This window comes from Spiroplasma endosymbiont of Agriotes lineatus, from assembly GCF_964019485.1.
Lineage (GTDB): Bacteria > Bacillota_I > Bacilli_A > Mycoplasmatales > Nriv7 > Nriv7.
The window spans coordinates 296,625-320,044 of the sequence record NZ_OZ026448.1 but is presented as its reverse complement, the minus strand read 5'-3'; the positions used below and the strand labels follow the sequence as shown (position 1 = coordinate 320,044).

The window sequence follows — 23,420 nt, the reverse complement described above, 5'->3', positions numbered from 1 at the left end:
TAAACTAAGTTAATTAGTAAACGAAGTTTACTAACAAATTTTGTTAAACATAAATGTTTAACAAAATAAATATTTAGCTTAGTTATCTAACTAAGTTAAATATAACTTAGTTTAATATAACTAAATATATTTGTAAGGAAGGTGGTATGTATGTGAGAAATATTGAAAATATTTTTTTAAATACTAAAAAATATCTTTTAAAAGAAACACAAAACGCAATGCTTATTAAGGCACCAGAAATTCCGTGATTTAGTAATCCTATTGGTATTTGATTTTCAAAACGATTTGTTTATAAAGGCAAATATGAAAATTCTATTTGTATTGGAATAATTTGAAATGGTGATTATCAGTTGGTTTCGGTTAATAAAAAAGAGCAGGAGTCTAATTTGATTATAGGACAAGAATTGTTAAATTTTTTTATTGCTGAAAAAGAAAACGATAAAAAGGATGTAAGTTTTAATTATTTTAAAAATTAATTTTAAAAGTGTTTTAAGGCGCCTTAAGAATAGAGGTAAATAAAAAAAACATTTTGGGTTGATGTTTATAGTGGCAAGGCGGTGCGGAAAGCGTATGCTCCATGCTCCGCGCCCGCTAGTTATGGATGAGTTTAGTTATTTAACTAAGTTATTGCAATTTTTTGATTTGATGTAGTAAAAAAATAGTTTTGGAGTTTTAGAAATGAAAATGTGAGTTAGTGTGGATGAACCACCTAAAAATTATTGTCGAAAGTTTATATATTCTATTAATAAAAAAACTGGATTAGAACAAAAAATTTGAGCGTCTAAATCTGCAGTTGAATCTGTTAAAACTGGTTTAGTCGGTGATAATTGACTTTGTGTTAATATTGCATATTAAAAAGATTAGAAAATTAAGGAGAAAAGAAAGATGAGTATATTTGGATTAGTATTTTTTACGATTTTAACATTATTACTAGCATATTATATTGCGGTTAATATTTATCGGTTTTTTAAAGATAAAAAGAAATATGATAGTGAAGCAAAACAGTTGCCAAAAGATTTTACTTATGCACAACGAATATTTATTGCGAAGTTTAAGTGAAATTTATTAGAACAAGATGAAAAAGAAATTAAAAATTAGGTTTAGAAAATGTTTAAAAAAATAATTATTGAGTTAATTGAATTAATTTATCCAACCGCTGATTTACCGCCCCAAGTTGTATTTTTGTTTTCAATTTTAATAATTGTAATGCTTTTCGCGGCCATTATTTTTCTACTCTTTTGACCTTTTAAGCGGTAATTATTATGTTTTTAGTTGCTTGAAAAGATTTAGATTGAGAAATGACAAAATTGTATTTTTGGGATTTATTTATTCAAATTACAGTTATTCCGGCGCGAGTTTCTGGCAAAAAAATTGATTTAACCAAAGAACTACTTTGACTTTTAATAGCAAATATTGCCTTTTGAATGGTATTAGTATTCATTGTCTTATTTATGGTTATTTTATTTTATAAGATTAAATCATATTTTGTTTAGAAAAAAATGGGGGGGGGTGATTATATGTTTAGAATTTTTCTTAATGGAACAACAACACCACCAATAGCAATTACTGGTGAACAAGCCGGTTACTAACTTATGAAAAGCATTAATTAAAGCGTTTGGTAATATTCGAACTGATATTATTGGTGGTAATATGCCAAATTTCGTTAATTTCTTTGCTACATATTGAGTTTTCTTGCTTGGTGTGATTATTGGTTTATTTTTAATCGCTTTCAAAATGTTTGAAAAATTAATGCCCGGCAGATAGTAATAGAAATAAAGAAAGTGTGATTTAAGTGATGCTATTGTTTAAAAAAATAAATTTAAGATTATATGATTTTGTGGCTTTAAATCGCACTTTATTTATTATTGCGTGATTCTATTCTGTGGTGCAATTTTGCATTATTATAATCCAATCCTCAGAGTTGACGAATGTTATTTGATATTATTTATTTATTAATTGCTTTGTATATTTTATATACTAAAATTTCTCATTTTTTTGCACGTCGTAGTTTTATTAATTTCTTATTAAATTTACCTTTAAATTTAGTAATTGGCGCCTTGCCTTAGGAACTGGAAAAACCGCTTTAATGGGTTTTGGCTTCTTACTTATTAAGTGGTTGAAAAACGATTTCTACTTTTCCGATTACAGATAAACAAATGCTTTCATTAGGGCATATGTCTTTATTAGATTATAATTATCCGATATTAGAAGAAAAGCATTTACTGTTATGAGATGAAACCAACTTATTTTTAGAAGGAACTGACTATAAAGAAAATGATAGGGTAAACTCAAGGTTTGCAAGAATATTTTGCTTCGGCTCGACAATTTACCCATATCGTATTAGCAAGCGGACAACGAGCTGAACATATATGAGTTAAAGTTCGTGATATTGCGAATTCAATAATTGTTGGTATTAGAAAGAAGCCAGTTAGTATCTTTCGATCCTATTTACAAGTTATTTATGGCACTTTTAAATCGGTAAGCGAATACGAACAATTACGGTTAACTTTGATTAATGCCAAAAATGATAAAAAAGGTCGCAAAATCAAGTATCGTAGCATTCCGGAATTAGACATTTATTTCTTTAAATTGAAAATCCCGATGTCAATCTTAAATCTTTACGATAATAAATATTTATCATTCTTGCGTGAATTAAGTAATCGTGCTTTGAATGATAATTATCAACATAAATTTTGAAATGATAATGTAATGGATATTGAAGCCTTAGAATATTTAAAAATGGAGAAATTTAGCAAGATACTTACTAAGTTAAAAAATAATCTAAAGAAGAAAAATAAGTAAAGGAGTTTAAAAAAATGGAAAACTTAGAAAAAATGGCTAGTTTGATTGGCGATATGTTTTATAAAGTTTTTGATTTAATTTGAACTTTAACCATTCCTGGAACAGATATTCGCATTATTATTTTTCCGCTAATTATGCTCGTGATAAATCTTGTAATTGGTGGCATTTTAGGTATTTATATTGAACGACCAAAAATTGGTTTTCGTAAAAAATATCGAAAATCAGTTGCTAATTGAGGAGCTAAGAAAAAATCATCTAGTGGTCCAATTAAGAAATTTAGTGGTAATGGTAATAGTCCTAAAAATAGACCGTGAGTTAATCAACACGGACGGCGAATAAAAAGGTAGATATTTAAAATATTTAAATTAATAATATTATTTATTCTTGTTGCTGTTTTTTCTATTTTTGCTTTAGGTGATTTTTTAGGTTTATTAGCCTATGTTCGTGAGGGATTGGAATATTTTAATAATATTTTATCAAAAAATATTAAAATTTTAGATTTGTTTAAACCAATGATAAGGTTATTTTTCCAACATCCGATTTTTCAAATTTTAGGAACGATTTGTATTTTATCAACAATATATTTAATTTTAAGAGAACCTACTGAATAAAAAAATATTTTGAAAGGAGTTAAAAAATGAAAAAGTTAAAGAAAATATTAAATATTAAATGATTTAAAAATGTTTTAGGTTTTATGCATTTTTTTATTATATTTCATACTGTCATGGTTATAATTTGAGTATTTTTAACAAAAATTCGAACTAACACAGATAAGTTTTTTAAAGATTTTATATTGTTTGATTTTCAAAATGTAGTTCTTAAGGTGTATTTTTGATTATTAATCGTTTATTTGTTAATAACTGGTATTAAGTTAATTATTAGGGGTTATTATTTTAACAAAGTTTTTAGAAAGCATCAAATGCAAGTTGTTAATTGTGAATGTCCGCAACATACATCATAATCAATATAAATTTTCTGATGCTTTTAAAGCGATAAAAAATAGTTTTAAGGCGTGATGAGATGCATAAGATTATTTCTTGATTTTTTTTATTATAATGTTTATTAGTTTGGTGCCATTAGGGGCGTTCTTTGATACAAAACAACCAACCAACAAAACCTAATATGGAACAATTCTCTTTATGAAACGACAAAAACGAGCAACTAATCCCGGTCAATGTGGCAATAATTGTGAATTAGAGTTTGTTAGCATTAAAAATACTTTTTTTAATGTAGAGAGTTTTGCCTCTGCCGGAAGAATAACTTTTTATGATGAAAGTGTTCGTTTTCCAGATGATATGTCTGAAAAAAGCTTTTTAATCGAAAATCAAAGTATTAATAATCCTATAAAGGATTTTTTTAAACGAGAAGGTGTTTATAAACCAAAACCATCTGAAGATATATTGACTACTTATGGCTGAGAAATTCCTAAACTTGAAAGTATTAAAGTGTCATTTGTGTTTATTTAGATAGATATCAATTAAACAAACCACAATATTTTATAAGTTCATTTTTAGCAAAAATAACTAATTAATTAGCAATTTTAATAAATATGTTTGAAAATCGTATTTTTTGTAATACGGTTTTCTTAATTTAAGAAGTTTAAAAAAATGAAATATATTATTTCTCAAGCTGATTTAGCGGATTTAAAAGCAAAAATCCAAAGTTGACTAAGTGCTAATTGCCGTAATCCTTATTACTATAAAACTAAAAAACGCATTACTGCTTATTTAAATTTATGTACTTATTTCTATATTGAAGAAACTACTTTAACAAAACTTATTAAAAAATATTTTAAGAATGCAACGAAAACCTTTTATCGTTGGGCACAAAAAATTATAACTGCTTATTATTCTGACAATTTGGATTTGTTATTGTTTAAAACTACAAAACCACAAAATCTTAATTATCAATATAGTTTAAATTCTCGTGAAAAAGTATGTGATTTATATTTTGATTACAAAAATCTTCAAGCCGGTGGAATGTGGTCTTTATTTAACAATTTAAAAATCGGTTTTCATGATGTTAAAAATTCAGAAGTTCCGAAAAATATTAAAACTTTTTATCGTTTAATTAAATCTGACCCTCGTTGAAAAGAATTAAAACAACAAATCAAACAAACTAAACGCCATTTTAAGCGTTATGAAGTCTCCGAGATTGGTCTTTTACAAATGGATGCTAAAATTATTACCACATCAAATTTTCCGGTTGATAAAAAATATTACATTTATGATTTCATTGACGAAATGACACGCATAGTATTTGGTTATGTTTATGATAGTTTAGTTTAGGAACTAACAATGCCCTTAATGCCGTGCAAAGAGCAATAAAAAATTTCGGAGAACTTGGCATAACCATTAAACGCCTTCGCACTGATAATGCTCCGGAATTTACTACTACTAATTGAAGTAATAAAAAAGCATACAAAGTAAAAGAAAGGCCTTTTACAACCTTTCTTTCAAGGAACAGAATTGTTCATGAAACCATATCAATTCGTTCGCCTCAATCTAATGGGAAGATTGAACGATTCCGCCAACATTATAACAAGTTATTTTATTCCAAGGATAAAAAATTAAATCAAAATGAACTTCAACATTATTTAAACAAATATTATTACTTTTATAACTTTGAACGCTGTCATTCATCATTAAACATTAAAACGCCATTTTAAACATTACAAAAATTTTTAAGAAAATAATTTGTTTATATTTTAAATTGTTATTTTTTACAAATAATTAAATTGGTTGTGCACACTCCAATTAAAGTGATTGTTCCTAAAAAACTTAATATTTTTTTTCATATTTTTAATTCCTTTCTTTTTATACATTTTGTTAATTTAATTAAAAATGGAAATAATTTGTTTATTTCCATAAAAATATTTATTTTTAATATTTTACTTTTATAAAGGTAATGAACCGCTTGCTGATGTTGTTCATATTGATAATTGATTTATGGGATCTTCATTTACAGCTAAATTTAATCCATTAGAAATATCATTACTTCTAAATAAATTTCTAAATGATTGTGGATTTTCATTTCATCTATTTAACAAAATTACTAATAAACCACCAGCACCGATAGGAATAAATAATGTTCTAGCGAGAGCACTGCCTTCTAAAACAGCACCAGTAAATCCAAGAGCAACAACTAATGCTAATGCCCCTATTACCATCTCTTAAATTCTGATCTGTAGTTAATTGTGATAATGTTTGTGCAGCTTGTCTAACTTGTCTTCCTATTCTTAAAACAAAATTATTTCCTCAATTTGATGAACTTTCAATTATAACTTCATCATTATGTAAATAATAAACTGTTCCAGGAATTGGCGTTGTTGTACTTTGTCTTTTATTTCGTTTTAAAGTTTCTAACTTGTTATTTTCTTGATTTTTATAAGAACTTGCAGAAATCAAAGTTGGCATAACACCACCTGTAATTGTTACTACACTTAATAAACTTAACAGTTTTTTCATTATAATTATTAGGGCGCATAAAGTTTTGTTAGGCGGGAAAAGGTTTAAATAATTTTTAAAAGAAAAACAATCACAATAGCGAAGGGGCCGGAATTATCGGAAACGTTCCAGTTTCAGCGAAAAGTAAAATTAATTATTTACAAACAAATAACTTAGAAAATTTAGTTCATGTAAAAAGATGGGATGTTAATAAATTGCAAAATAAAGGAAATTATCTACATATATACATTAGTCATTCTACTTGACAGAACATTTCTTTTCAACATGATACTAAGAATGCTCAAGAATTTAAAAATTCATTAATAAGTATTTTAAATACTTTTAATATAGATGAATTTGGTAGCGCTGTTACTCAATCAAATCGTTCAATTATGATTGAAATCATAATGTCATAATGTCGAAGTATGATGAGATTAATAATTTTTTCTTAAAAAAAATAATGATAATCTTGGATTAGTGGTAAAAACTGATACAAATAGTGCGCGGGCTAGTCCTGGTGAAAGATATTATAACAGCTATTATGGTGTTGTAATTGATCAATAAAAATTTAAAAATGAATTAAATAAAGAAAGAATAATAATTAGGTCGCGTTTAGTTTTCTTAGATATTTTTAGAAAAATAAAAAATAATCATTTACTATAAATTATTTCAATATGCAAATTAAGTATATATTTCTTATATATGATTTTTGTTGTAAAAACTTATTTTAATGTTGTTTTTATAAGCGCTTTCCTTAGTTTTTGTAACCCTTTTATTGAGATTATGCTTGTTGATATTAAAGATTTTTTTTATTATTTATTTTCCAAATAAAATGGTAATTAAATTATCGTTGCTTGTCATTAAAAATTATTTAAATCTTTTCCTACCTAACAAAACTTTATGCGTCCGACCATTAATTATATAGACTTCAAAATTATTAAGAAAGAAGGAATATAAAAATGGGAAATAAAACCTCATACTCTGAAGAATTTAAAAAACAAATTGTCATGCTATACAAAAATGGCAAAAGTGTTATTAATTTAGGGAAAGAATATAATTTACCAAAACCAACTATTTATAGTTGAGTTAAAAATTATAATAATTCTGGTTCATTTAAAGCAAAAGACAATCGCACACTAGAAGAAAATGAAATAATAACTTTACGAAAAGAACTTAAAGACTTGAAAATGGAAAATGACATTTTAAAGCAAGCCGCACTGATAATGGCCAAAAAATAACAATAATTAATAGCAATAAGAGAAAATATTCGATAAGAAAAATGTGTAAATTATTAAATATTTCAAAATCCAATTACTATTATCAAATTAATAAATACACAAGGAAAATAGTGAATAATTATAATCAAGAAATTATTAGTGCATTTAACGAAAGCCGCCAAGTCTATGGAGCTCGAAAAATCAAAGTATTATTAGCTCATAAAAGTATTAACCTATCTAGACGCAAAATTAGAAACATTATGAAAAACAATAATTTGATATCAAAATACACAAAAACAAGACTTAAATGCAAAAATATTCAAGTAAATGATCATCCAGTAAATAACATTGTAAACCGAGACTTTAATAATAGAAAAATAAATGAAATTATCGTTAGTGACTTAACTTATATAAAAGTGGGTTTTAAATGATTTTATGTATGTCTCCTAATTGATTTGTATAATCGCGAGATTGTTGGTTATAGTTCCGGGCCAAATAAAAATACGGAGTTGGTTTATCAAGCTATTATGCGAATTACTAGACCATTATCAAAAATTGAAATATTTCATACCGACTGAGGTAATGAGTTTAAAAATAATATAATTGATCAATTATTATCTACATTTAAAATTCAAAGATCATTGAGTGCGAAGGGTTGTCCATATGATAATGCAGTTGCTGAAGCAACTTATAAAGTTTTTAAAACAGAATTTATTAATGGTAGAAAATTCAATGATCTTGCGCAATTAGAACTTGAATTATTTGATTACATTAATTGGTACAATAATCTTAGAATACATGGCAGTTTAAATTATTTATCTCCAGTTACTTTTAGAAAACAAATGTCTATATAAAAATTGTCCTAAAAAGAGTTGCCAATCCAAAGTAATATTGTAAATTCACAAATAAATATAATACATTTAAGTAAGTAAAAATATTAGTTAAAATTAAAAAAAAAATTTAATAAAATTAATAATTTTTATTGTGTAAAAATTCAATAATATGATAAAACCATGATGGATAAAAATGACAATAACAAGAAAAGCAGGGTTATTTTAGTAATTAAATAATATAATTAGCTGATTGTTTTGCTTTTTCAAAGCAATACCTAAGAAAACTAAACGTGACCGATTATAGCAAAACACTTGAATATTTTCGTAAAATAGGTTAATATTTACACGAATACGACTATTGCAAGTTTTTGAAGTACCTTCTGTTTTATTAATTGGTTTTAGTTAAGTTTATAATTATTGGAGGATTTATTAAATGGCAATTATATCTGAGGATAAAAAACAAATTATTGCTAAATTTGGTAGAAAAGAGAAAGATACGGGTTCGGCAGAAGTACAAATAGCACTTTTAACAGCCGATATTACTAATTTAACGGCACATTTAAAAGTACATCGTAAGGATGTTGTTACTGAACGAAGTTTAGTAAAAAAAGTATCACAAAGACGAAATATGTTAGATTACTTAAGAGATCACGATATTAATCGTTATCGTAAAGTAATTGAACAATTAAAGCTAAGAAAATAATAAATTGAAATTATTAAGAAAGAGAATTAAATGCTAATTCTTTTTCTTTTTATAAGATATTAAGGGTTGATATAATGAAAAAAACAAAATATTCAAAATGGCAATTACATTGACAACTGTTTATGTTTTTTGAAAATATCTTTTTTTTGGTTTTGGTGGTGGTAATACCTTTAATTAAAAATGAAGTTGTATCTAAGAAGCGATGAATACACCGGGGGCCTGTCCAAAAAGATAAGGGTACTAATAATAATTTATTAGCAATTGATGCTACAGAAATTTCAGTTGAAAGAATTAAAAAAAACTAAAATTATTATTTTCTGGTAAGAAAAGGCAACATTCATTAAAATCGCAAATAATTATTGATTTATTTAGCAATAAAATTATTTCAGTAGATTTTTGTTATAGCAGTATTTATGATTATAAGTTATTTTTAAAATCAAATACACTTATAAACCCAAAAATAGAATTAGTTGCCTATTCAGGCTATCAAGGTTTGTAAAATGTTCATAACAATAAATTATTGTCAATTAAAAAGAGTAAAAATAATTCTTTAAATCCATATAAAAAGGAATATAATGGTTTTTTAAGTAAAGTTAGAATTGCCATTGAGCACGTTTTTGCTAGATTAAAAAGATTTAAAATACTAGTCGCAATAAGATTAGAAGGTTTGGATTACAATTTAAATTAATTTCAGGAATATATAATTTTGAATTAAGTTAGTTATAGTTATTTATAACAAGTCTAATATATATTTAAAGTTATATGGAGGCAAAAATATGTTATTTGATAGAAAAGAATAATAGACTTGGTACATAAACATAACATTTTATGCCTATTAAACTATAAAATTAATTTTCGTCTTTGTATTTATCTAACATTTATCCTTCACCCAGGAAATAATATTATCAAAACAGTAGATAAAACTAAAGGTTATGTACCAAGTCTAATATATATATATATTATAGCATGGATGTGGATAGGCTACAATAAGTTGGACCATAATGGTCGCGTTTAGTTTTCTTAGGTATTGCTTTGAAAAAGCAAAACAATCAGCTAATTATATTATTTAATTACTAAACTAACCCTGCCTTTCTTGTTATTGTCATTTTTATTCTTTTTCATTTTATCATATTATTGAATTTTTACACAATAAAAAATTATTAATTTTATTAAATTTTAACTAATATTTTTACTTACTTAAATGTAATATATTTATTTGTATATACAATGTTACCTTTACTAATTCAACTATCATCATTTTGGATTGGCAACCCTTTTTAGGACAATTTTTATATAGACATTTGTTTTCTAAAAGTAACTGGAGATAAATAATTTAAACTGCCATGTATTCTAAGATTATTGTACCAATTAATGTAATCAAATAATTCAAGTTCTAATTGCGCAAGATCATTGAATTTTCTACCATTAATAAATTCTGTTTTAAAAACTTTATAAGTTGCTTCAGCAACTGCATTATCATATGGACAACCCTTCGCACTCAATGATCTTTGAATTTTAAATGTAGATAATAATTGATCAATTATATTATTTTTAAACTCATTACCTCAGTCGGTATGAAATATTTCAATTTTTGATAATGGTCTAGTAATTCGCATAATAGCTTGATAAACCAACTCCGTATTTTTATTTGGCCCGGAACTATAACCAACAATCTCGCGATTATACAAATCAATTAGGAGACATACATAAAATCATTTAAAACCCACTTTTATATAAGTTAAGTCACTAACGATAATTTCATTTATTTTTCTATTATTAAAGTCTCGGTTTACAATGTTATTTACTGGATGATCATTTACTTGAATATTTTTGCATTTAAGTCTTGTTTTTGTGTATTTTGATATCAAATTATTGTTTTTCATAATGTTTCTAATTTTGCGTCTAGATAGGTTAATACTTTTATGAGCTTAATAATACTTTGATTTTTCGAGCTCCATAGACTTGGCGGCTTTCGTTAAATGCACTAATAATTTCTTGATTATAATTATTCACTATTTTCCTTGTGTATTTATTAATTTGATAATAGTAATTGGATTTTGAAATATTTAATAATTGACATATTTTTCTTATCGAATATTTTTTCTTATTGCTATTAATTATTGTTATTTTTTGGCCATTATCAGTGCGGCTTGCTTTAAAATGTCATTTTCCATTTTCAAGTCTTTAAGTTCTTTTCGTAAAGTTATTATTTCATTTTCTTCTAGTGTGCGATTGTCTTTTGCTTTAAATGAACCAGAATTATTATAATTTTTAACTCAACTATAAATAGTTGGTTTTGGTAAATTATATTCTTTCCCTAAATTAATAACACTTTTGCCATTTTTGTATAGCATGACAATTTGTTTTTTAAATTCTTCAAAGTATGAGGTTTTATTTCCCATTTTTATATTCCTTCTTTCTTAATAATTTCGAAGTCTATATAATTAATGGTCCAAATTATTGTAGCCTATCCAATTCTAAAAAATGATAAAAATTTTATTTTATGGTTTATAATTAAATTCGTATTAATTTAAAATTTATAGATTTAAGTGGGGGCGATAATTACTACAAAAATTTATTAAATTAGCAAAAATTCACGAAAAGGATTTAATAAATGAAAAAATTATTAGAAATTTTAGGAACAATAACAATGGCAAGTGGCGGAATAGCAGGGGGGGCGTTGCCAATAGTCCTTATCCAATACAAAATAAAATAGATAATATAAATAAAAGATAAAAACGGAGTAATAACCAAAATAATAAAATAAATAGAACAAAAAAATTGTTATTAGAACAAATGGTTATATTTTTTCTGGTGGTATAGTTTTTAATAATAAATTATATTTTGGTTCAACAGATCATAATATTTATGAGTATGATCCGGCCACAAATCAACAAAAAATTGTTATTAGAACAAATGCTGCAGTTTTTTCTAGTGGAGTTACTTTAAATAATAAAATATATTTTGGTTCGTGAGATCATAATGTGTATGAATATAGTGAATATTATTTAAATTCAAATTTAGGAAAAATTAATGATAATTCTGATAAGGCAATATTAAATGAATTAAATTATTTAAATCCTGATTTAGATATATCACAATTAGAAATTAAAGAAAAAAACAATATTTCAGTTATAATTAAAACAAAGAAAGATAGTAACAAATATTTTAATGAAATAAAAATTAATTATAAAACAAATAATAAACCAAATAAAAAAGTTAATTTAAATAAGTTGATTAAAAAAGTAATATTTTTTAAGTTTCGAGATAAAAAACAAAATTTAATTTTTAAAGAAATAAAAGATATTAATATTGATAACTTAATGTTTTCCACGATTGAAGTAACCAGTGCTTCAGATTCGTTAAAATCAATCGATGAAAAAGCTGTTTGTTTTGAACCAGTTAATTTTCCTAATATCTCTTCAAATATACAAAAAATTAAAATACCATCATGTAGTTATGAAGCTAAGGCAAAATATTTATTTCAAATTACAACAGGATTAAACATAAATAATTCAAAAAATATAGATAAGGGGGGGTGAAATTTAAATATTGACGATGAAAATAAATTAACTGATTTTACAAGTTCAAATAAAAAAGCTTCTGAAATTAAAAATACATTATCACAGGATTTTAATTTATCAAACACAAATAAACAAGAGCAAGAATTAATTTTAAATCGTGATTTGTTACATTCACCAAAACAAGAGTTATCAGCGGAACCAAAGCAACGCCTTACAGCCCAATATGTAATCAGATTACTTTCAATTAAAACTAATTTAGATTTAAAACAAAAAATTAACGGAACAATTACTGCTAAAATAATTGATGATAATAACGAAGAACAAACAATCACCTTATCAATTACAGAGGCAATGCAAATATTAAAAAAATATCGTTTATTGCCTAGTGAAATTACTATTACTATTAATGAAGATAATAGTGTAGCTTTTAATGGCAAAGCAATAATATCAAGAACAAGTGAAAGTAACCCCAAGCCAACTTTTAATTTTTATTCAATTTAATAATTTTTAACAACTAAAACAAATAGCTTAATTTATTGTAAAAACAAGAAAAATATTCCAACCAGTAATTTTAATTAATTACTGATTTTTATTAATTTATAGATAAGAGAAAAAATTAAAAAGTTGTTTAAAGTAATTACGGTCATAGAAAAGGCCCGCCCAAAATTTTTTGTCTTGATAATTTTATTCTGAACTTTCCAAAGAAATAGAAAAAAAGCAAAATCCCCTTGATACACTTGATAAAGTTGCTGATTATTTTTTAGAAGTAAAATTTAAAGACAGAGTAAATCTAAGTTAATTCTTAGAGGTACAGTTAATTGTACAGACCCATTTTTTTAGTTATTAATGATTTTCAATTTCGATTTCAAAATCATTTGTTTCTTGTAATATGTAGTCTATGATGTTATTAACTTTAAAATCATCTAACTCTGTATCTTGTGCTTTAATTGTTATTTTTTTATCAATTATTCAAACTTCATGCGGTCTGGCGGTCTGTTAACTCCTTTATAAGGAATATTATGGTGAGTGTCAGGCATTTTTTGTCTGTGTGTAGTTATTAGTTGTTTAATTTTTTTTGTTTACTTTAACTATTTTCAAATTCTTTTGTAAATCAAAAAGTAAAAGTGTCTAAATCTTTTATTTCTGGTGGCTTTTCATTTAAATTGATATTATCTTTTTTATCTATGTTAACTACAAAAAGTTGATTGTTATTTTTTAAAATAAGAAATTTTACTTTTTTTAAGCCCTTGATTTCAAAATTATAAACTTTATTACTTTGTCTTTTATTTCTAATTAATTGTGTTGTTGTTTTGTCATTGTTAATTTTTGGGGGAATGGTAAAAATGTTATTGAAATCAATAATTAACACGGTAAATATTTTCATAAACATTTTTATCACTCCTTTTTAAAATATTTTATTTTTCACTGTTCTTTTTTCTTTAATTTTTTTAATAAGTCACTCAATAACACAATTTATAATTACAGCTATTGTCTGTCATACATATATCTAAATACCCTAATATCATAAGTGAAATTAATACTTCAAATTTTTCATATAATAATTTCAAATCATTAATTTCCAATTTTAAAAATGGAATGAAAAAGATAGTAATCATAAAAATGTAAGGTAAAATTCTCCATCAATATTTTTTTAAAGAATTAATGAGTTTGTTTGATTTCATTTTTCAAAGTTCTTTTTGCTTTAATTTTTTGAATAATAAAGCGAATTAATTTTTAAAATTTAATTGCAAAATATATTGCTCCGTCTCATCAAAAAACAAATATTCCTGCTAGCATAATACCGCTATTGAACTTGCTAAAGAATTTAACCATCTGTTTATTCATAAAATCATTAAATTCGTTACTTGTTCCAGTTATTCATTTAGTATCGATTACTGTTAATGCACAAAGTAATAAGCTTATAAAGATGAAAATGATACTTAATACTACTTTTAACCACTGCTTTTTAAAAGAATTTTTAATTCTTAATTTTAATGGCATTTTTTCTTTTGAATTATCTTTTTTAAATAATTTTCCTAAAAGTTTTTTCATTTTAATTCTCCTTTTATATTTTTTATCGTCCTTTAATCACAATAAATAAGGCAATAAGTATACAAGTGACACCCAGAATGGTAAAGATTGGGTGTTGGCGAAAATGTTCGAGCCATCGGTTTAAACAAATCTAAAATTGTTAAATTGCTAGTAATAAACTTTTGGAAATTGGCAAGCCCTTCGCTAACATAGTTTGTTAAAGTTTCAAAATGACTACCAGCTAATAACCCAAAAACGGTTATTAAGATAAAAATAATAATTAGTTTAAACATTGTTAGTTACCTTGTTTTGTTTTTATTGGTTTTATTTGTTTTTTAGCTTTTCCTCATGCACTTAAACGCCCCTTATTTTTAACCGCGTATTGGCGTTGTTTTTTCAAATTAACTTGTTGACTACCAAATCCAAGAATAATTGCCATAAGAAATTCTATAGCCAGTGTTAAGAATAAAAGAAATATTAATTGAATTTTCGTTCCTGGTACTTCTAAACTTCAAATTAAGTCAAAGTATAATTCAAGAAAATTATAAAACTGTTTAAAATAACCAATCGTAACATTATCACCAATCGTAATTGCCCCTGCCCTGAGATTGGTTTAATATTATCAGTTGGACGCATAAATTTTTGTTAGGCAGGTAAAGATTTAAATAATTTTGAAAGAAAAACAATCACAATTTAATTATCATTTTATTTAAAAAATAAGTAATAAAACAAAATATTTAACATTAACAAACAAAATCTTAATAAAAGGTTATAAAAACTAAGGAAAACGCTTATAAAAACAACATTAAAATAAATTTTTACAACAAAAATCATACATAAGAAATATATACTTAATTTGAATATTGAAATAATTTATAGTAAATGATTATTTTTTCTTTTTTAAAAAATACCTAAGAAAAATAAACACGATCTAGCAAAACCGATTAAAAATTGAAAGGTATAGTAAAAAGCTGGTACCGTTTTAAAAATTGGAAAAATAGCAGTTGAAAAGTTAACTGTTGCTTTTGCAATAATTGCTAACGGTCGCAAAATCGTGATGATTTGTGAGGCGGTGAGTATTCAGTTTATCATTTTGATACCAGCATTCTGAATGGCACATCCAATATCATTAAAAGTTGGTATTCATCGTCCGGAATATTTGCAATTTGCCGGCGGAATTAAATCGTCTCATTCACTGTTATTTAAACCATCAGGGATAAAGGCTGTTGAATTTAAGACATTAAAGTCATAAATTTTAAAATTGTAGTTAGAGATATTACCTTTGTGATAAAGCGGAAAAGTTAAGGTAAAAATATTAATACCATAACGAATATCAATATCGGTATTGAGATAATTAATACTGTTAGCGGTTTTGTTGGTTGGCAAGGTAATCAGTTTATTATCATAAGATTTAAGGACATTAAAATCAATTTGATAAATACTATTGGTGTTGTTAATAGCATTGTAATTATCTTGGTGCATTTTTTTGTCAAAAGTAAAGAAATAACTTCTTAGTAATAATTCTGAGTTTCCTATAATATTTACTAAGTATTTTTTGGGATAAAAGGTAATTAATGAACGATAAAAGAAACCGATTTGAATAAAGTAATCCTTCTTATAGTTTTCTATACCATTAAAATCAATTTCAGTATGAGTTTTTTCGTCCATATCAAAAGTCGCATAAAATAAACTAGCAAAGAAATTGCCGAGAATTTCATAGATTTCATCAAAAACATTTTTGTAATCGCTGTCGTTAATACTAGGAATGTTATTTTTAAAATATAAGTAAATATCATTTTTTAAATCGGGGTCATAGCGCAAAAAACTAAATCTAACATTGAGGTAATTTAAGGTACCAAAAAGATACTTAATTAGGTAATAATCGTTAGTACTTTTGGTATCATATTTTCAGATTTCGGTTTCACCGTGTAGTAATTGCAAATAGTTATTACCTGCGATTAAGGTTTTATTAAAAGCTTTAATTTTTAAAATATTCTTATTAATTTCATCTTCACTACTAGAAGTCTTATGATAAAAATAGCTTTCATTTTTAAAGCCGTGGTTTTTAATTGTGAATTCTTTATAGTAACCTTTTTCTAAGGTGTCAATAAAATTAAATACTGGTGTTCAATAAAGATAAGAGTAATTAAATTTGTCAAAATCACCACCACGATGAATCATTAAATAGTCAAGGTTCTCAATGACATCGTTATAGTTGTGGTTGCCATCAAAGTTAGTGGGTTGTTTCTGGTAAATCAATATCAGTCGTAGGTTTGGCTTTCAATTGTGCATCAAGTTCTAGAATTTTTCACCAGTTTCATTTTACACCGGCAAAAGTATCTTTTTGATACTCAAATTTTATTTTAATATTTTTTATTTTAATATTTTGTTTTTGTTCTTTTTCAACTTCTGTTCATTTTGTATTTATTTGTAATTCGTTAAGTTTTTTAATAATATTAACTTGATTTTGATTTATATAACTTTGAATTCGTCCTTTATTATTCCATAATTCTTCTACAGGATTTATGGGTTTTATTCCTGATTGCTTCTCTATATCATTTAATAAAAATTGTAATTCTGTTTTTCACGCCGATGCAGGTTTATAAGGAGTTTCATTTTTTCATATTGTAAATTCTGCTTTTGTTAAGTTAATTTCAGACACTTGATTGTTTTGTCTTTTGTTTCTAATTAGTGATTGTGTTGTTATTTCGTCATTGTTAATGTTTTGGAGAATGGTAAAAATGTTATTGAAACTAATAATTATCATGGTAAATATTTTCATAAACATTTTTATCACTCCTTTTTAAAATATTTTATTTTTCGTTGTTCTTTTTTCTTTAATTTTTTTAATAAGTCACTCAATGCTACAATTTATAATTACCGCTATTGTAATGCATATATCTAAATATCCTAGTATCATAAGTGAAATTAATGCTTCAAATTTTTCATATAATAATTTCAAATCATTAATTTCCAATTTTAAAAATGGAATGAAAAAGATAGTAATCATAAAAATGTAAGGTAAGATTCTCCATCAATATTTTTTTAAAGAATTAATGAGCTTGTTTGATTTCATTTTTCAAGGCTCTTTTTGCTTTGATTTTTTGAATAATCAAGCGGATTAATTTTTCAAATTTAATTGCAAAATATATTGCGCCGCCTCATCAAAAAACAAATATTCCTGCTAGCATAATACCACTATTGAACTTGCCAAAGAATTCAACCATCTGTTTATTCATAAAATCATTAAATTCGTTACTTGTTCCAGTTATTCATTTAGTATCCATTGCTGTTAATGCGCAAATTAATAAACTTATAAAGATGAAAATGATACTTAATACTATTTTTAACCACTGCTTTTTAAAAGAATTTTTAATTCTTAATCTTAATGGTGTTTTTTCTTTTGAATTATCTTTTTTAAATAATTTTCCTAAAAGTTTTTTCATTTTAATTCTCCTTTCGTGTTTAAAAATTTTTAATTTTTGGTTTTTAATTATTAAGTCTGATTTTTGATTAATATGAATAGTATTTCACTTTTCTAATTCTAAAATTTCTTTATTTTTTTCCATTATTATTTATTTAAGAATATTAACACTATTTTCTAATATGACATTAGCAATTTTTAATTTGTCATTCTCTGTTTCTAATTCTTGTTTTTTAGTTCATTTTTCCATTTTTTTACCTACCTTTAATTACAATAAATAAGGCAATAAGTACACAAGTTACACCAAGAATCGTAAAAATTGGGTGTTGCGAAAATGTTCGTGCCATTGGTTTAAATAGTTCTAAAATTGTTAAATTGCTAGTAATAAACTTTTGGAAATTGGCAAGCCCTTCGCTAATATAATTCGTTAAAGTTTCAAAATGACTACCAGCCAATAATCCAAGAACAGTTATTAAGATAAAAATAATAATTAGTTTAAACATTTTTAGTTACCTTGTTTTGTTTTTATTGGTTTTATTTGTTTTTTAGCTTTTCCTCATGCACTTAAACGCCCCTTATTTTTAACCGCGTATTGGCGTTGTTTTTTCAAATTAACTTGTTGACTACCAAATCCAAGAATAATTGCCATAAGAAATTCTATAGCCAGTGTTAAGAATAAAAGAAATATTAATTGAATTTTCGTTCCTGGTACTTCTAAACTTCAAATTAAGTCAAAGTATAATTCAAGAAAATTATAAAACTGTTTAAAATAACCAATCGTAACATTATCACCAATCGTAATTGCCCCTGCCCTGAGATTGGTTTAATATTATCAGTTGGACGCATAAATTTTTGTTAGGCAGGTAAAGATTTAAATAATTTTGAAAGAAAAACAATCACAATTTAATTATCATTTTATTTAAAAAATAAGTAATAAAACAAAATATTTAACATTAACAAACAAAATCTTAATAAAAGGTTATAAAAACTAAGGAAAACGCTTATAAAAACAACATTAAAATAAATTTTTACAACAAAAATCATACATAAGAAATATATACTTAATTTGAATATTGAAATAATTTATAGTAAATGATTATTTTTTCTTTTTTAAAAAATACCTAAGAAAAATAAACACGATCTGGCAAAACCGATTAAAAATTGAAAGGTATAGTAAAAAGCTGGTACCGTTTTAAAAATTGGAAAAATAGCAGTTGAAAAGTTAACTGTTGCTTTTGCAATAATTGCTAACGGTCGCAAAATCGTGATGATTTGTGAGGCGGTGAGTATTCAGTTTATCATTTTGATACCAGCATTCTGAATGGCACATCCAATATCATTAAAAGTTGGTATTCATCGTCCGGAATATTTGCAATTTGCCGGCGGAATTAAATCGTCTCATTCACTGTTATTTAAACCATCAGGGATAAAGGCTGTTGAATTTAAGACATTAAAGTCATAAATTTTAAAATTGTAGTTAGAGATATTACCTTTGTGATAAAGCGGAAAAGTTAAGGTAAAAATATTAATACCATAACGAATATCAATATCGGTATTGAGATAATTAATACTGTTAGCGGTTTTGTTGGTTGGCAAGGTAATCAGTTTATTATCATAAGATTTAAGGACATTAAAATCAATTTGATAAATACTATTGGTGTTGTTAATAGCATTGTAATTATCTTGGTGCATTTTTTTGTCAAAAGTAAAGAAATAACTTCTTAGTAATAATTCTGAGTTTCCTATAATATTTACTAAGTATTTTTTGGGATAAAAGGTAATTAATGAACGATAAAAGAAACCGATTTGAATAAAGTAATCCTTCTTATAGTTTTCTATACCATTAAAATCAATTTCAGTATGAGTTTTTTCGTCCATATCAAAAGTCGCATAAAATAAACTAGCAAAGAAATTGCCGAGAATTTCATAGATTTCATCAAAAACATTTTTGTAATCGCTGTCGTTAATACTAGGAATGTTATTTTTAAAATATAAGTAAATATCATTTTTTAAATCGGGGTCATAGCGCAAAAAACTAAATCTAACATTGAGGTAATTTAAGGTACCAAAAAGATACTTAATTAGGTAATAATCGTTAGTACTTTTGGTATCATATTTTCAGATTTCGGTTTCACCGTGTAGTAATTGCAAATAGTTATTACCTGCGATTAAGGTTTTATTAAAAGCTTTAATTTTTAAAATATTCTTATTAATTTCATCTTCACTACTAGAAGTCTTATGATAAAAATAGCTTTCATTTTTAAAGCCGTGGTTTTTAATTGTGAATTCTTTATAGTAACCTTTTTCTAAGGTGTCAATAAAATTAAATACTGGTGTTCAATAAAGATAAGAGTAATTAAATTTGTCAAAATCACCACCACGATGAATCATTAAATAGTCAAGGTTCTCAATGACATCGTTATAGTTGTGGTTGCCATCAAAGTTAGTGGGTTGTTTCTGGTAAATCAATATCAGTCGTAGGTTTGGCTTTCAATTGTGCATCAAGTTCTAGAATTTTTCACCAGTTTCATTTTACACCGGCAAAAGTATCTTTTTGATACTCAAATTTTATTTTAATATTTTTTATTTTAATATTTTGTTTTTGTTCTTTTTCAACTTCTGTTCATTTTGTATTTATTTGTAATTCGTTAAGTTTTTTAATAATATTAACTTGATTTTGATTTATATAACTTTGAATTCGTCCTTTATTATTCCATAATTCTTCTACAGGATTTATGGGTTTTATTCCTGATTGCTTCTCTATATCATTTAATAAAAATTGTAATTCTGTTTTTCACGCCGATGCAGGTTTATAAGGAGTTTCATTTTTTCATATTGTAAATTCTGCTTTTGTTAAGTTAATTTCAGACACTTGATTGTTTTGTCTTTTGTTTCTAATTAGTGATTGTGTTGTTATTTCGTCATTGTTAATGTTTTGGAGAATGGCAAAAATGTTATTGAAACCAATAATTAACACGGTAAATATTTTCCATAAACATTTTTATCACTCCTCTTTAAAATATTTTATTTTTCATTGTTCTTTTTTCTTTAATTTTTTTAATAAGCCACTCAATGCTACAATTTATAATTACCGCTATTGTAATGCATATATCTAAATATCCTAGTATCATAAGTGAAATTAATGCTTCAAATTTTTCATATAATAATTTCAAATCATTAATTTCCAATTTTAAAAATGGAATGAAAAAGATAGTAATCATAAAAATGTAAGGTAAGATTCTCCATCAATATTTTTTTAAAGAATTAATGAGCTTGTTTGATTTCATTTTTCAAGGCTCTTTTTGCTTTGATTTTTTGAATAATCAAGCGGATTAATTTTTCAAATTTAATTGCAAAATATATTGCGCCGCCTCATCAAAAAACAAATATTCCTGCTAGCATAATACCACTATTGAACTTGCCAAAGAATTCAACCATCTGTTTATTCATAAAATCATTAAATTCGTTACTTGTTCCAGTTATTCATTTAGTATCCATTGCTGTTAATGCGCAAATTAATAAACTTATAAAGATGAAAATGATACTTAATACTATTTTTAACCACTGCTTTTTAAAAGAATTTTTAATTCTTAATCTTAATGGTGTTTTTTCTTTTGAATTATCTTTTTTAAATAATTTTCCTAAAAGTTTTTTCATTTTAATTCTCCTTTCGTGTTTAAAAATTTTTAATTTTTGGTTTTTAATTATTAAGTCTGATTTTTGATTAATATGAATAGTATTTCACTTTTCTAATTCTAAAATTTCTTTATTTTTTTCCATTATTATTTATTTAAGAATATTAACACTATTTTCTAATATGACATTAGCAATTTTTAATTTGTCATTCTCTGTTTCTAATTCTTGTTTTTTAGTTCATTTTTCCATTTTTTTACCTACCTTTAATTACAATAAATAAGGCAATAAGTACACAAGTTACACCAAGAATCGTAAAAATTGGGTGTTGCGAAAATGTTCGTGCCATTGGTTTAAATAGTTCTAAAATTGTTAAATTGCTAGTAATAAACTTTTGGAAATTGGCAAGCCCTTCGCTAATATAATTCGTTAAAGTTTCAAAATGACTACCAGCCAATAATCCAAGAACAGTTATTAAGATAAAAATAATAATTAGTTTAAACATTTTTAGTTACCTTGTTTTGTTTTTATTGGTTTTATTTGTTTTTTAGCTTTTCCTCACGCACTTAAACGCCCCTTATTTTTAACCGCATATTGGCGTTGTTTTTCTAAATTAACTTGTTGACCACCACTACCAAATCCAAGAATAATTGCCATAAGAAATTCTACAGCCAGCGTTAAGAATAAAGGAAATATTAGTTGAATATTCGTTCCTGGTACTCAAATTAAATCAAAAACTTTATAAAGCATTTGGGCGAGAAGGTCGGCCGTTTTCGCAAGATTTTCCATTTTTTATTATTCCTTTTCTTTCATTTTTCTTAAAAATTTGCTAAATTTATCCATTTTTAAATATTCCAAGTCTTCTAAATCAATTGCTGTGTCATTATAGTATTTGTCTTCATAGTCAGGATTCACTTTTGCATTTAAGTAATCTCTTAAAAACGCTAGGTAAAAAGAATTGTAAGTGTTTAATATCGGTAAAGGAATTTTTAGTTTAAAAAAATAAATATCAAGTTCAGGAATATCGCGATATTTAATGCGACGACCACGACCCTTTTTACTATTTTTAGCATCAATTAAGGTGTTTCGTCAGCGTTCATATTCTTCAATGCTCGTAAACGTACCATAAATGACTTTTAAGTAGGGACGAAAAATATTAACGGGTTTTTTACGAATGCCCACAATCACATTATTGGCAATATCACGAACTTTAACTCAAATATGTTTATCTCTTTGACCGCTAGCTAACACAATATGACCGAAATGGCGTGCCAAAGCAAAATATTCTTGAATACCCGTTTCTTCGTTTTTAGTATTATTTTTTTCTCAATCCGTTCCTTCTAAAAATAAATTGGTTTCATCTCATAACAGTAAGGTTTTGTCTGGTAATACCGGATAATCAAAGTCTAACAATCCCATATGTCCTAAACTTAATTTTTGGGTTTCTAGTATTGGAAAGGTTGATGCGATGTGATATTTCTTCTTTTTTAATAATTTTGATGCGTATACTAGAAAAGCAGTTTTTCCAGTTCCTAATGAACCAATAACAATATTTAATGGTGAGTTTTTTAAGAAATTAATAACTTTGTTAATTTGTGTTAAATTACCGATTTTAAAAAGAAAAATTAAAATACAACCTGCTAAAAATAAATAGCTTACAATGTTTTTAAAATAACCGTTGTAAATATATCAAATTGCTCCGCAATGTCATAAAATTAAAAATGAGGTGCGATTTAATTCAATAAAATGATTATTTTTTTCTATTATTCATTTGCAAAATTTCATCTTGCACCTCACTTTATTTTTT

General features: G+C 25.3%; 34 protein-coding genes and 1 pseudogene. 17 read left to right on the top strand and 18 right to left on the bottom strand.

What is annotated here, in order from left to right; translation table 4 throughout:
* Window positions 1–152 precede the first annotated feature (152 nt).
* From AACK93_RS01860 to AACK93_RS01850, 3 genes are all read left to right on the top strand, one after another.
* A complete protein-coding gene (locus AACK93_RS01860) occupies window positions 153–476 on the top strand; it encodes a hypothetical protein (protein WP_339024897.1) in 324 nt (107 codons plus the stop codon).
* A 202-nt stretch (window positions 477–678) separates the two neighbouring features.
* The gene (locus tag AACK93_RS01855) at window positions 679–855 is read left to right on the top strand and encodes a hypothetical protein (RefSeq protein ID WP_339024896.1); all 177 of its coding nucleotides are present in this window, start codon (window positions 679–681) and stop codon (window positions 853–855) included.
* 30 nt (window positions 856–885) lie between these two features.
* Window positions 886–1,098, top strand: coding sequence for a hypothetical protein (locus AACK93_RS01850; protein ID WP_339024894.1), 213 nt, complete (start codon window positions 886–888; stop codon window positions 1,096–1,098).
* A 148-nt stretch (window positions 1,099–1,246) separates the two neighbouring features.
* On the opposite strand, the gene AACK93_RS01845 is transcribed toward AACK93_RS01850, so the two are convergent.
* Window positions 1,247–1,441: a hypothetical protein gene (locus AACK93_RS01845; protein WP_339024893.1), complete on the bottom strand. Its 195-nt coding sequence runs from the start codon at window positions 1,439–1,441 to the stop codon at window positions 1,247–1,249.
* A 128-nt stretch (window positions 1,442–1,569) separates the two neighbouring features.
* On the opposite strand from AACK93_RS01845, the gene AACK93_RS01840 reads away from it, so the two are divergent.
* From AACK93_RS01840 to AACK93_RS01800, 9 genes are all read left to right on the top strand, one after another.
* Window positions 1,570–1,764, top strand: a complete 195-nt coding sequence (locus AACK93_RS01840) for a hypothetical protein (RefSeq protein WP_339024892.1) — start codon at window positions 1,570–1,572, stop codon at window positions 1,762–1,764.
* Between the two features lie 164 nt (window positions 1,765–1,928).
* Window positions 1,929–2,066, top strand: coding sequence for a hypothetical protein (locus AACK93_RS01835; protein ID WP_339024891.1), 138 nt, complete (start codon window positions 1,929–1,931; stop codon window positions 2,064–2,066).
* 27 nt (window positions 2,067–2,093) lie between these two features.
* The gene (locus tag AACK93_RS01830; protein ID WP_339024890.1) at window positions 2,094–2,378 is read left to right on the top strand and encodes a hypothetical protein; all 285 of its coding nucleotides are present in this window, start codon (window positions 2,094–2,096) and stop codon (window positions 2,376–2,378) included.
* Window positions 2,296–2,802 (top strand): hypothetical protein, encoded by a 507-nt coding sequence (locus AACK93_RS01825; RefSeq protein ID WP_339024888.1) that lies wholly within the window; start codon window positions 2,296–2,298, stop codon window positions 2,800–2,802. The genes AACK93_RS01830 and AACK93_RS01825 overlap by 83 nt, the downstream gene beginning before the upstream one ends.
* Before the next feature lie 14 nt (window positions 2,803–2,816).
* On the top strand, window positions 2,817–3,149 hold the full coding sequence (locus AACK93_RS01820; RefSeq protein ID WP_339024887.1) for a hypothetical protein: 333 nt from the start codon (window positions 2,817–2,819) through the stop codon (window positions 3,147–3,149).
* 105 nt (window positions 3,150–3,254) lie between these two features.
* Window positions 3,255–3,413 carry a hypothetical protein gene (locus AACK93_RS01815; protein WP_339024886.1) on the top strand — a complete coding sequence of 53 codons (159 nt, stop codon included), beginning with the start codon at window positions 3,255–3,257 and terminating at the stop codon, window positions 3,411–3,413.
* Between the two features lie 528 nt (window positions 3,414–3,941).
* A complete protein-coding gene (locus AACK93_RS01810) occupies window positions 3,942–4,268 on the top strand; it encodes a hypothetical protein (protein WP_339024885.1) in 327 nt (108 codons plus the stop codon).
* Between the two features lie 141 nt (window positions 4,269–4,409).
* Window positions 4,410–5,090, top strand: coding sequence for a hypothetical protein (locus AACK93_RS01805; RefSeq protein ID WP_339024883.1), 681 nt, complete (start codon window positions 4,410–4,412; stop codon window positions 5,088–5,090).
* 23 nt (window positions 5,091–5,113) lie between these two features.
* Window positions 5,114–5,470 carry an integrase core domain-containing protein gene (locus AACK93_RS01800; protein WP_339024882.1) on the top strand — a complete coding sequence of 119 codons (357 nt, stop codon included), beginning with the start codon at window positions 5,114–5,116 and terminating at the stop codon, window positions 5,468–5,470.
* Between the two features lie 228 nt (window positions 5,471–5,698).
* Here AACK93_RS01800 and AACK93_RS01795 read toward each other — a convergent pair whose 3' ends face one another.
* Window positions 5,699–5,971 carry a hypothetical protein gene (locus tag AACK93_RS01795; protein ID WP_339024880.1) on the bottom strand — a complete coding sequence of 91 codons (273 nt, stop codon included), beginning with the start codon at window positions 5,969–5,971 and terminating at the stop codon, window positions 5,699–5,701.
* A 1,236-nt stretch (window positions 5,972–7,207) separates the two neighbouring features.
* Between AACK93_RS01795 and AACK93_RS01790 the strand changes: the two genes are divergently transcribed.
* The 4 genes from AACK93_RS01790 to AACK93_RS08050 all read left to right on the top strand — a co-directional run bounded on the left by AACK93_RS01790 (window position 7,208) and on the right by AACK93_RS08050 (window position 9,689).
* A protein-coding gene (locus AACK93_RS01790; RefSeq protein WP_339024879.1) for an IS3 family transposase occupies window positions 7,208–8,319 on the top strand; the annotation gives its coding sequence in 2 pieces (ribosomal slippage) (window positions 7,208–7,451 and window positions 7,451–8,319; 1,113 coding nt in all).
* Between the two features lie 412 nt (window positions 8,320–8,731).
* A complete protein-coding gene (rpsO, locus tag AACK93_RS01785; protein WP_339024877.1) occupies window positions 8,732–9,001 on the top strand; it encodes a 30S ribosomal protein S15 in 270 nt (89 codons plus the stop codon).
* A 74-nt stretch (window positions 9,002–9,075) separates the two neighbouring features.
* Window positions 9,076–9,306, top strand: coding sequence for a hypothetical protein (locus tag AACK93_RS01780; protein ID WP_339024876.1), 231 nt, complete (start codon window positions 9,076–9,078; stop codon window positions 9,304–9,306).
* 215 nt (window positions 9,307–9,521) lie between these two features.
* A complete protein-coding gene (locus tag AACK93_RS08050; RefSeq protein ID WP_422398176.1) occupies window positions 9,522–9,689 on the top strand; it encodes a transposase family protein in 168 nt (55 codons plus the stop codon).
* A 601-nt stretch (window positions 9,690–10,290) separates the two neighbouring features.
* Here the strand turns inward: AACK93_RS08050 and AACK93_RS01775 are convergent.
* Window positions 10,291–11,403: pseudogene (locus tag AACK93_RS01775) on the bottom strand (IS3 family transposase).
* Between the two features lie 582 nt (window positions 11,404–11,985).
* Here AACK93_RS01775 and AACK93_RS01770 point away from each other — a divergent pair.
* A complete protein-coding gene (locus AACK93_RS01770; protein WP_339024875.1) occupies window positions 11,986–13,026 on the top strand; it encodes a hypothetical protein in 1,041 nt (346 codons plus the stop codon).
* A gap of 583 nt (window positions 13,027–13,609) precedes the next feature.
* Here AACK93_RS01770 and AACK93_RS01765 read toward each other — a convergent pair.
* From AACK93_RS01765 to AACK93_RS01695, 15 genes are all read right to left on the bottom strand, one after another.
* Window positions 13,610–13,915 (bottom strand): hypothetical protein, encoded by a 306-nt coding sequence (locus AACK93_RS01765; RefSeq protein WP_339024874.1) that lies wholly within the window; start codon window positions 13,913–13,915, stop codon window positions 13,610–13,612.
* A 344-nt stretch (window positions 13,916–14,259) separates the two neighbouring features.
* The gene (locus tag AACK93_RS01760) at window positions 14,260–14,577 is read right to left on the bottom strand and encodes a hypothetical protein (protein WP_339024873.1); all 318 of its coding nucleotides are present in this window, start codon (window positions 14,575–14,577) and stop codon (window positions 14,260–14,262) included.
* A 32-nt stretch (window positions 14,578–14,609) separates the two neighbouring features.
* Window positions 14,610–14,849: a hypothetical protein gene (locus tag AACK93_RS01755; RefSeq protein ID WP_339024872.1), complete on the bottom strand. Its 240-nt coding sequence runs from the start codon at window positions 14,847–14,849 to the stop codon at window positions 14,610–14,612.
* A gap of 2 nt (window positions 14,850–14,851) precedes the next feature.
* Complete coding sequence (locus AACK93_RS01750) at window positions 14,852–14,995, bottom strand: hypothetical protein (RefSeq protein ID WP_339024870.1); 144 nt, start codon at window positions 14,993–14,995, stop codon at window positions 14,852–14,854.
* A gap of 461 nt (window positions 14,996–15,456) precedes the next feature.
* Window positions 15,457–16,737 (bottom strand): hypothetical protein, encoded by a 1,281-nt coding sequence (locus tag AACK93_RS01745; protein WP_339024869.1) that lies wholly within the window; start codon window positions 16,735–16,737, stop codon window positions 15,457–15,459.
* Between the two features lie 52 nt (window positions 16,738–16,789).
* A complete protein-coding gene (locus tag AACK93_RS01740) occupies window positions 16,790–17,344 on the bottom strand; it encodes a hypothetical protein (protein WP_339024871.1) in 555 nt (184 codons plus the stop codon).
* A gap of 265 nt (window positions 17,345–17,609) precedes the next feature.
* Window positions 17,610–18,125, bottom strand: coding sequence for a hypothetical protein (locus tag AACK93_RS01735; protein WP_339024867.1), 516 nt, complete (start codon window positions 18,123–18,125; stop codon window positions 17,610–17,612).
* Window positions 18,126–18,234: 109 nt separating this feature from the next.
* The gene (locus tag AACK93_RS01730) at window positions 18,235–18,483 is read right to left on the bottom strand and encodes a hypothetical protein (protein ID WP_215826579.1); all 249 of its coding nucleotides are present in this window, start codon (window positions 18,481–18,483) and stop codon (window positions 18,235–18,237) included.
* Window positions 18,484–18,485: 2 nt separating this feature from the next.
* On the bottom strand, window positions 18,486–18,629 hold the full coding sequence (locus tag AACK93_RS01725) for a hypothetical protein (RefSeq protein ID WP_339024870.1): 144 nt from the start codon (window positions 18,627–18,629) through the stop codon (window positions 18,486–18,488).
* Window positions 18,630–19,090: 461 nt separating this feature from the next.
* Complete coding sequence (locus AACK93_RS01720; protein WP_339024869.1) at window positions 19,091–20,371, bottom strand: hypothetical protein; 1,281 nt, start codon at window positions 20,369–20,371, stop codon at window positions 19,091–19,093.
* A gap of 52 nt (window positions 20,372–20,423) precedes the next feature.
* Window positions 20,424–20,957: a hypothetical protein gene (locus AACK93_RS01715; RefSeq protein WP_339024868.1), complete on the bottom strand. Its 534-nt coding sequence runs from the start codon at window positions 20,955–20,957 to the stop codon at window positions 20,424–20,426.
* A 287-nt stretch (window positions 20,958–21,244) separates the two neighbouring features.
* Complete coding sequence (locus tag AACK93_RS01710; RefSeq protein ID WP_339024867.1) at window positions 21,245–21,760, bottom strand: hypothetical protein; 516 nt, start codon at window positions 21,758–21,760, stop codon at window positions 21,245–21,247.
* A gap of 109 nt (window positions 21,761–21,869) precedes the next feature.
* On the bottom strand, window positions 21,870–22,118 hold the full coding sequence (locus tag AACK93_RS01705) for a hypothetical protein (RefSeq protein WP_215826579.1): 249 nt from the start codon (window positions 22,116–22,118) through the stop codon (window positions 21,870–21,872).
* A 2-nt stretch (window positions 22,119–22,120) separates the two neighbouring features.
* Window positions 22,121–22,402 (bottom strand): hypothetical protein, encoded by a 282-nt coding sequence (locus AACK93_RS01700; protein ID WP_339024865.1) that lies wholly within the window; start codon window positions 22,400–22,402, stop codon window positions 22,121–22,123.
* Between the two features lie 6 nt (window positions 22,403–22,408).
* Entirely contained in the window at window positions 22,409–23,398 is a 990-nt protein-coding gene (locus AACK93_RS01695; protein ID WP_339024863.1) for a hypothetical protein, read from the bottom strand.
* Window positions 23,399–23,420 lie beyond the last annotated feature (22 nt).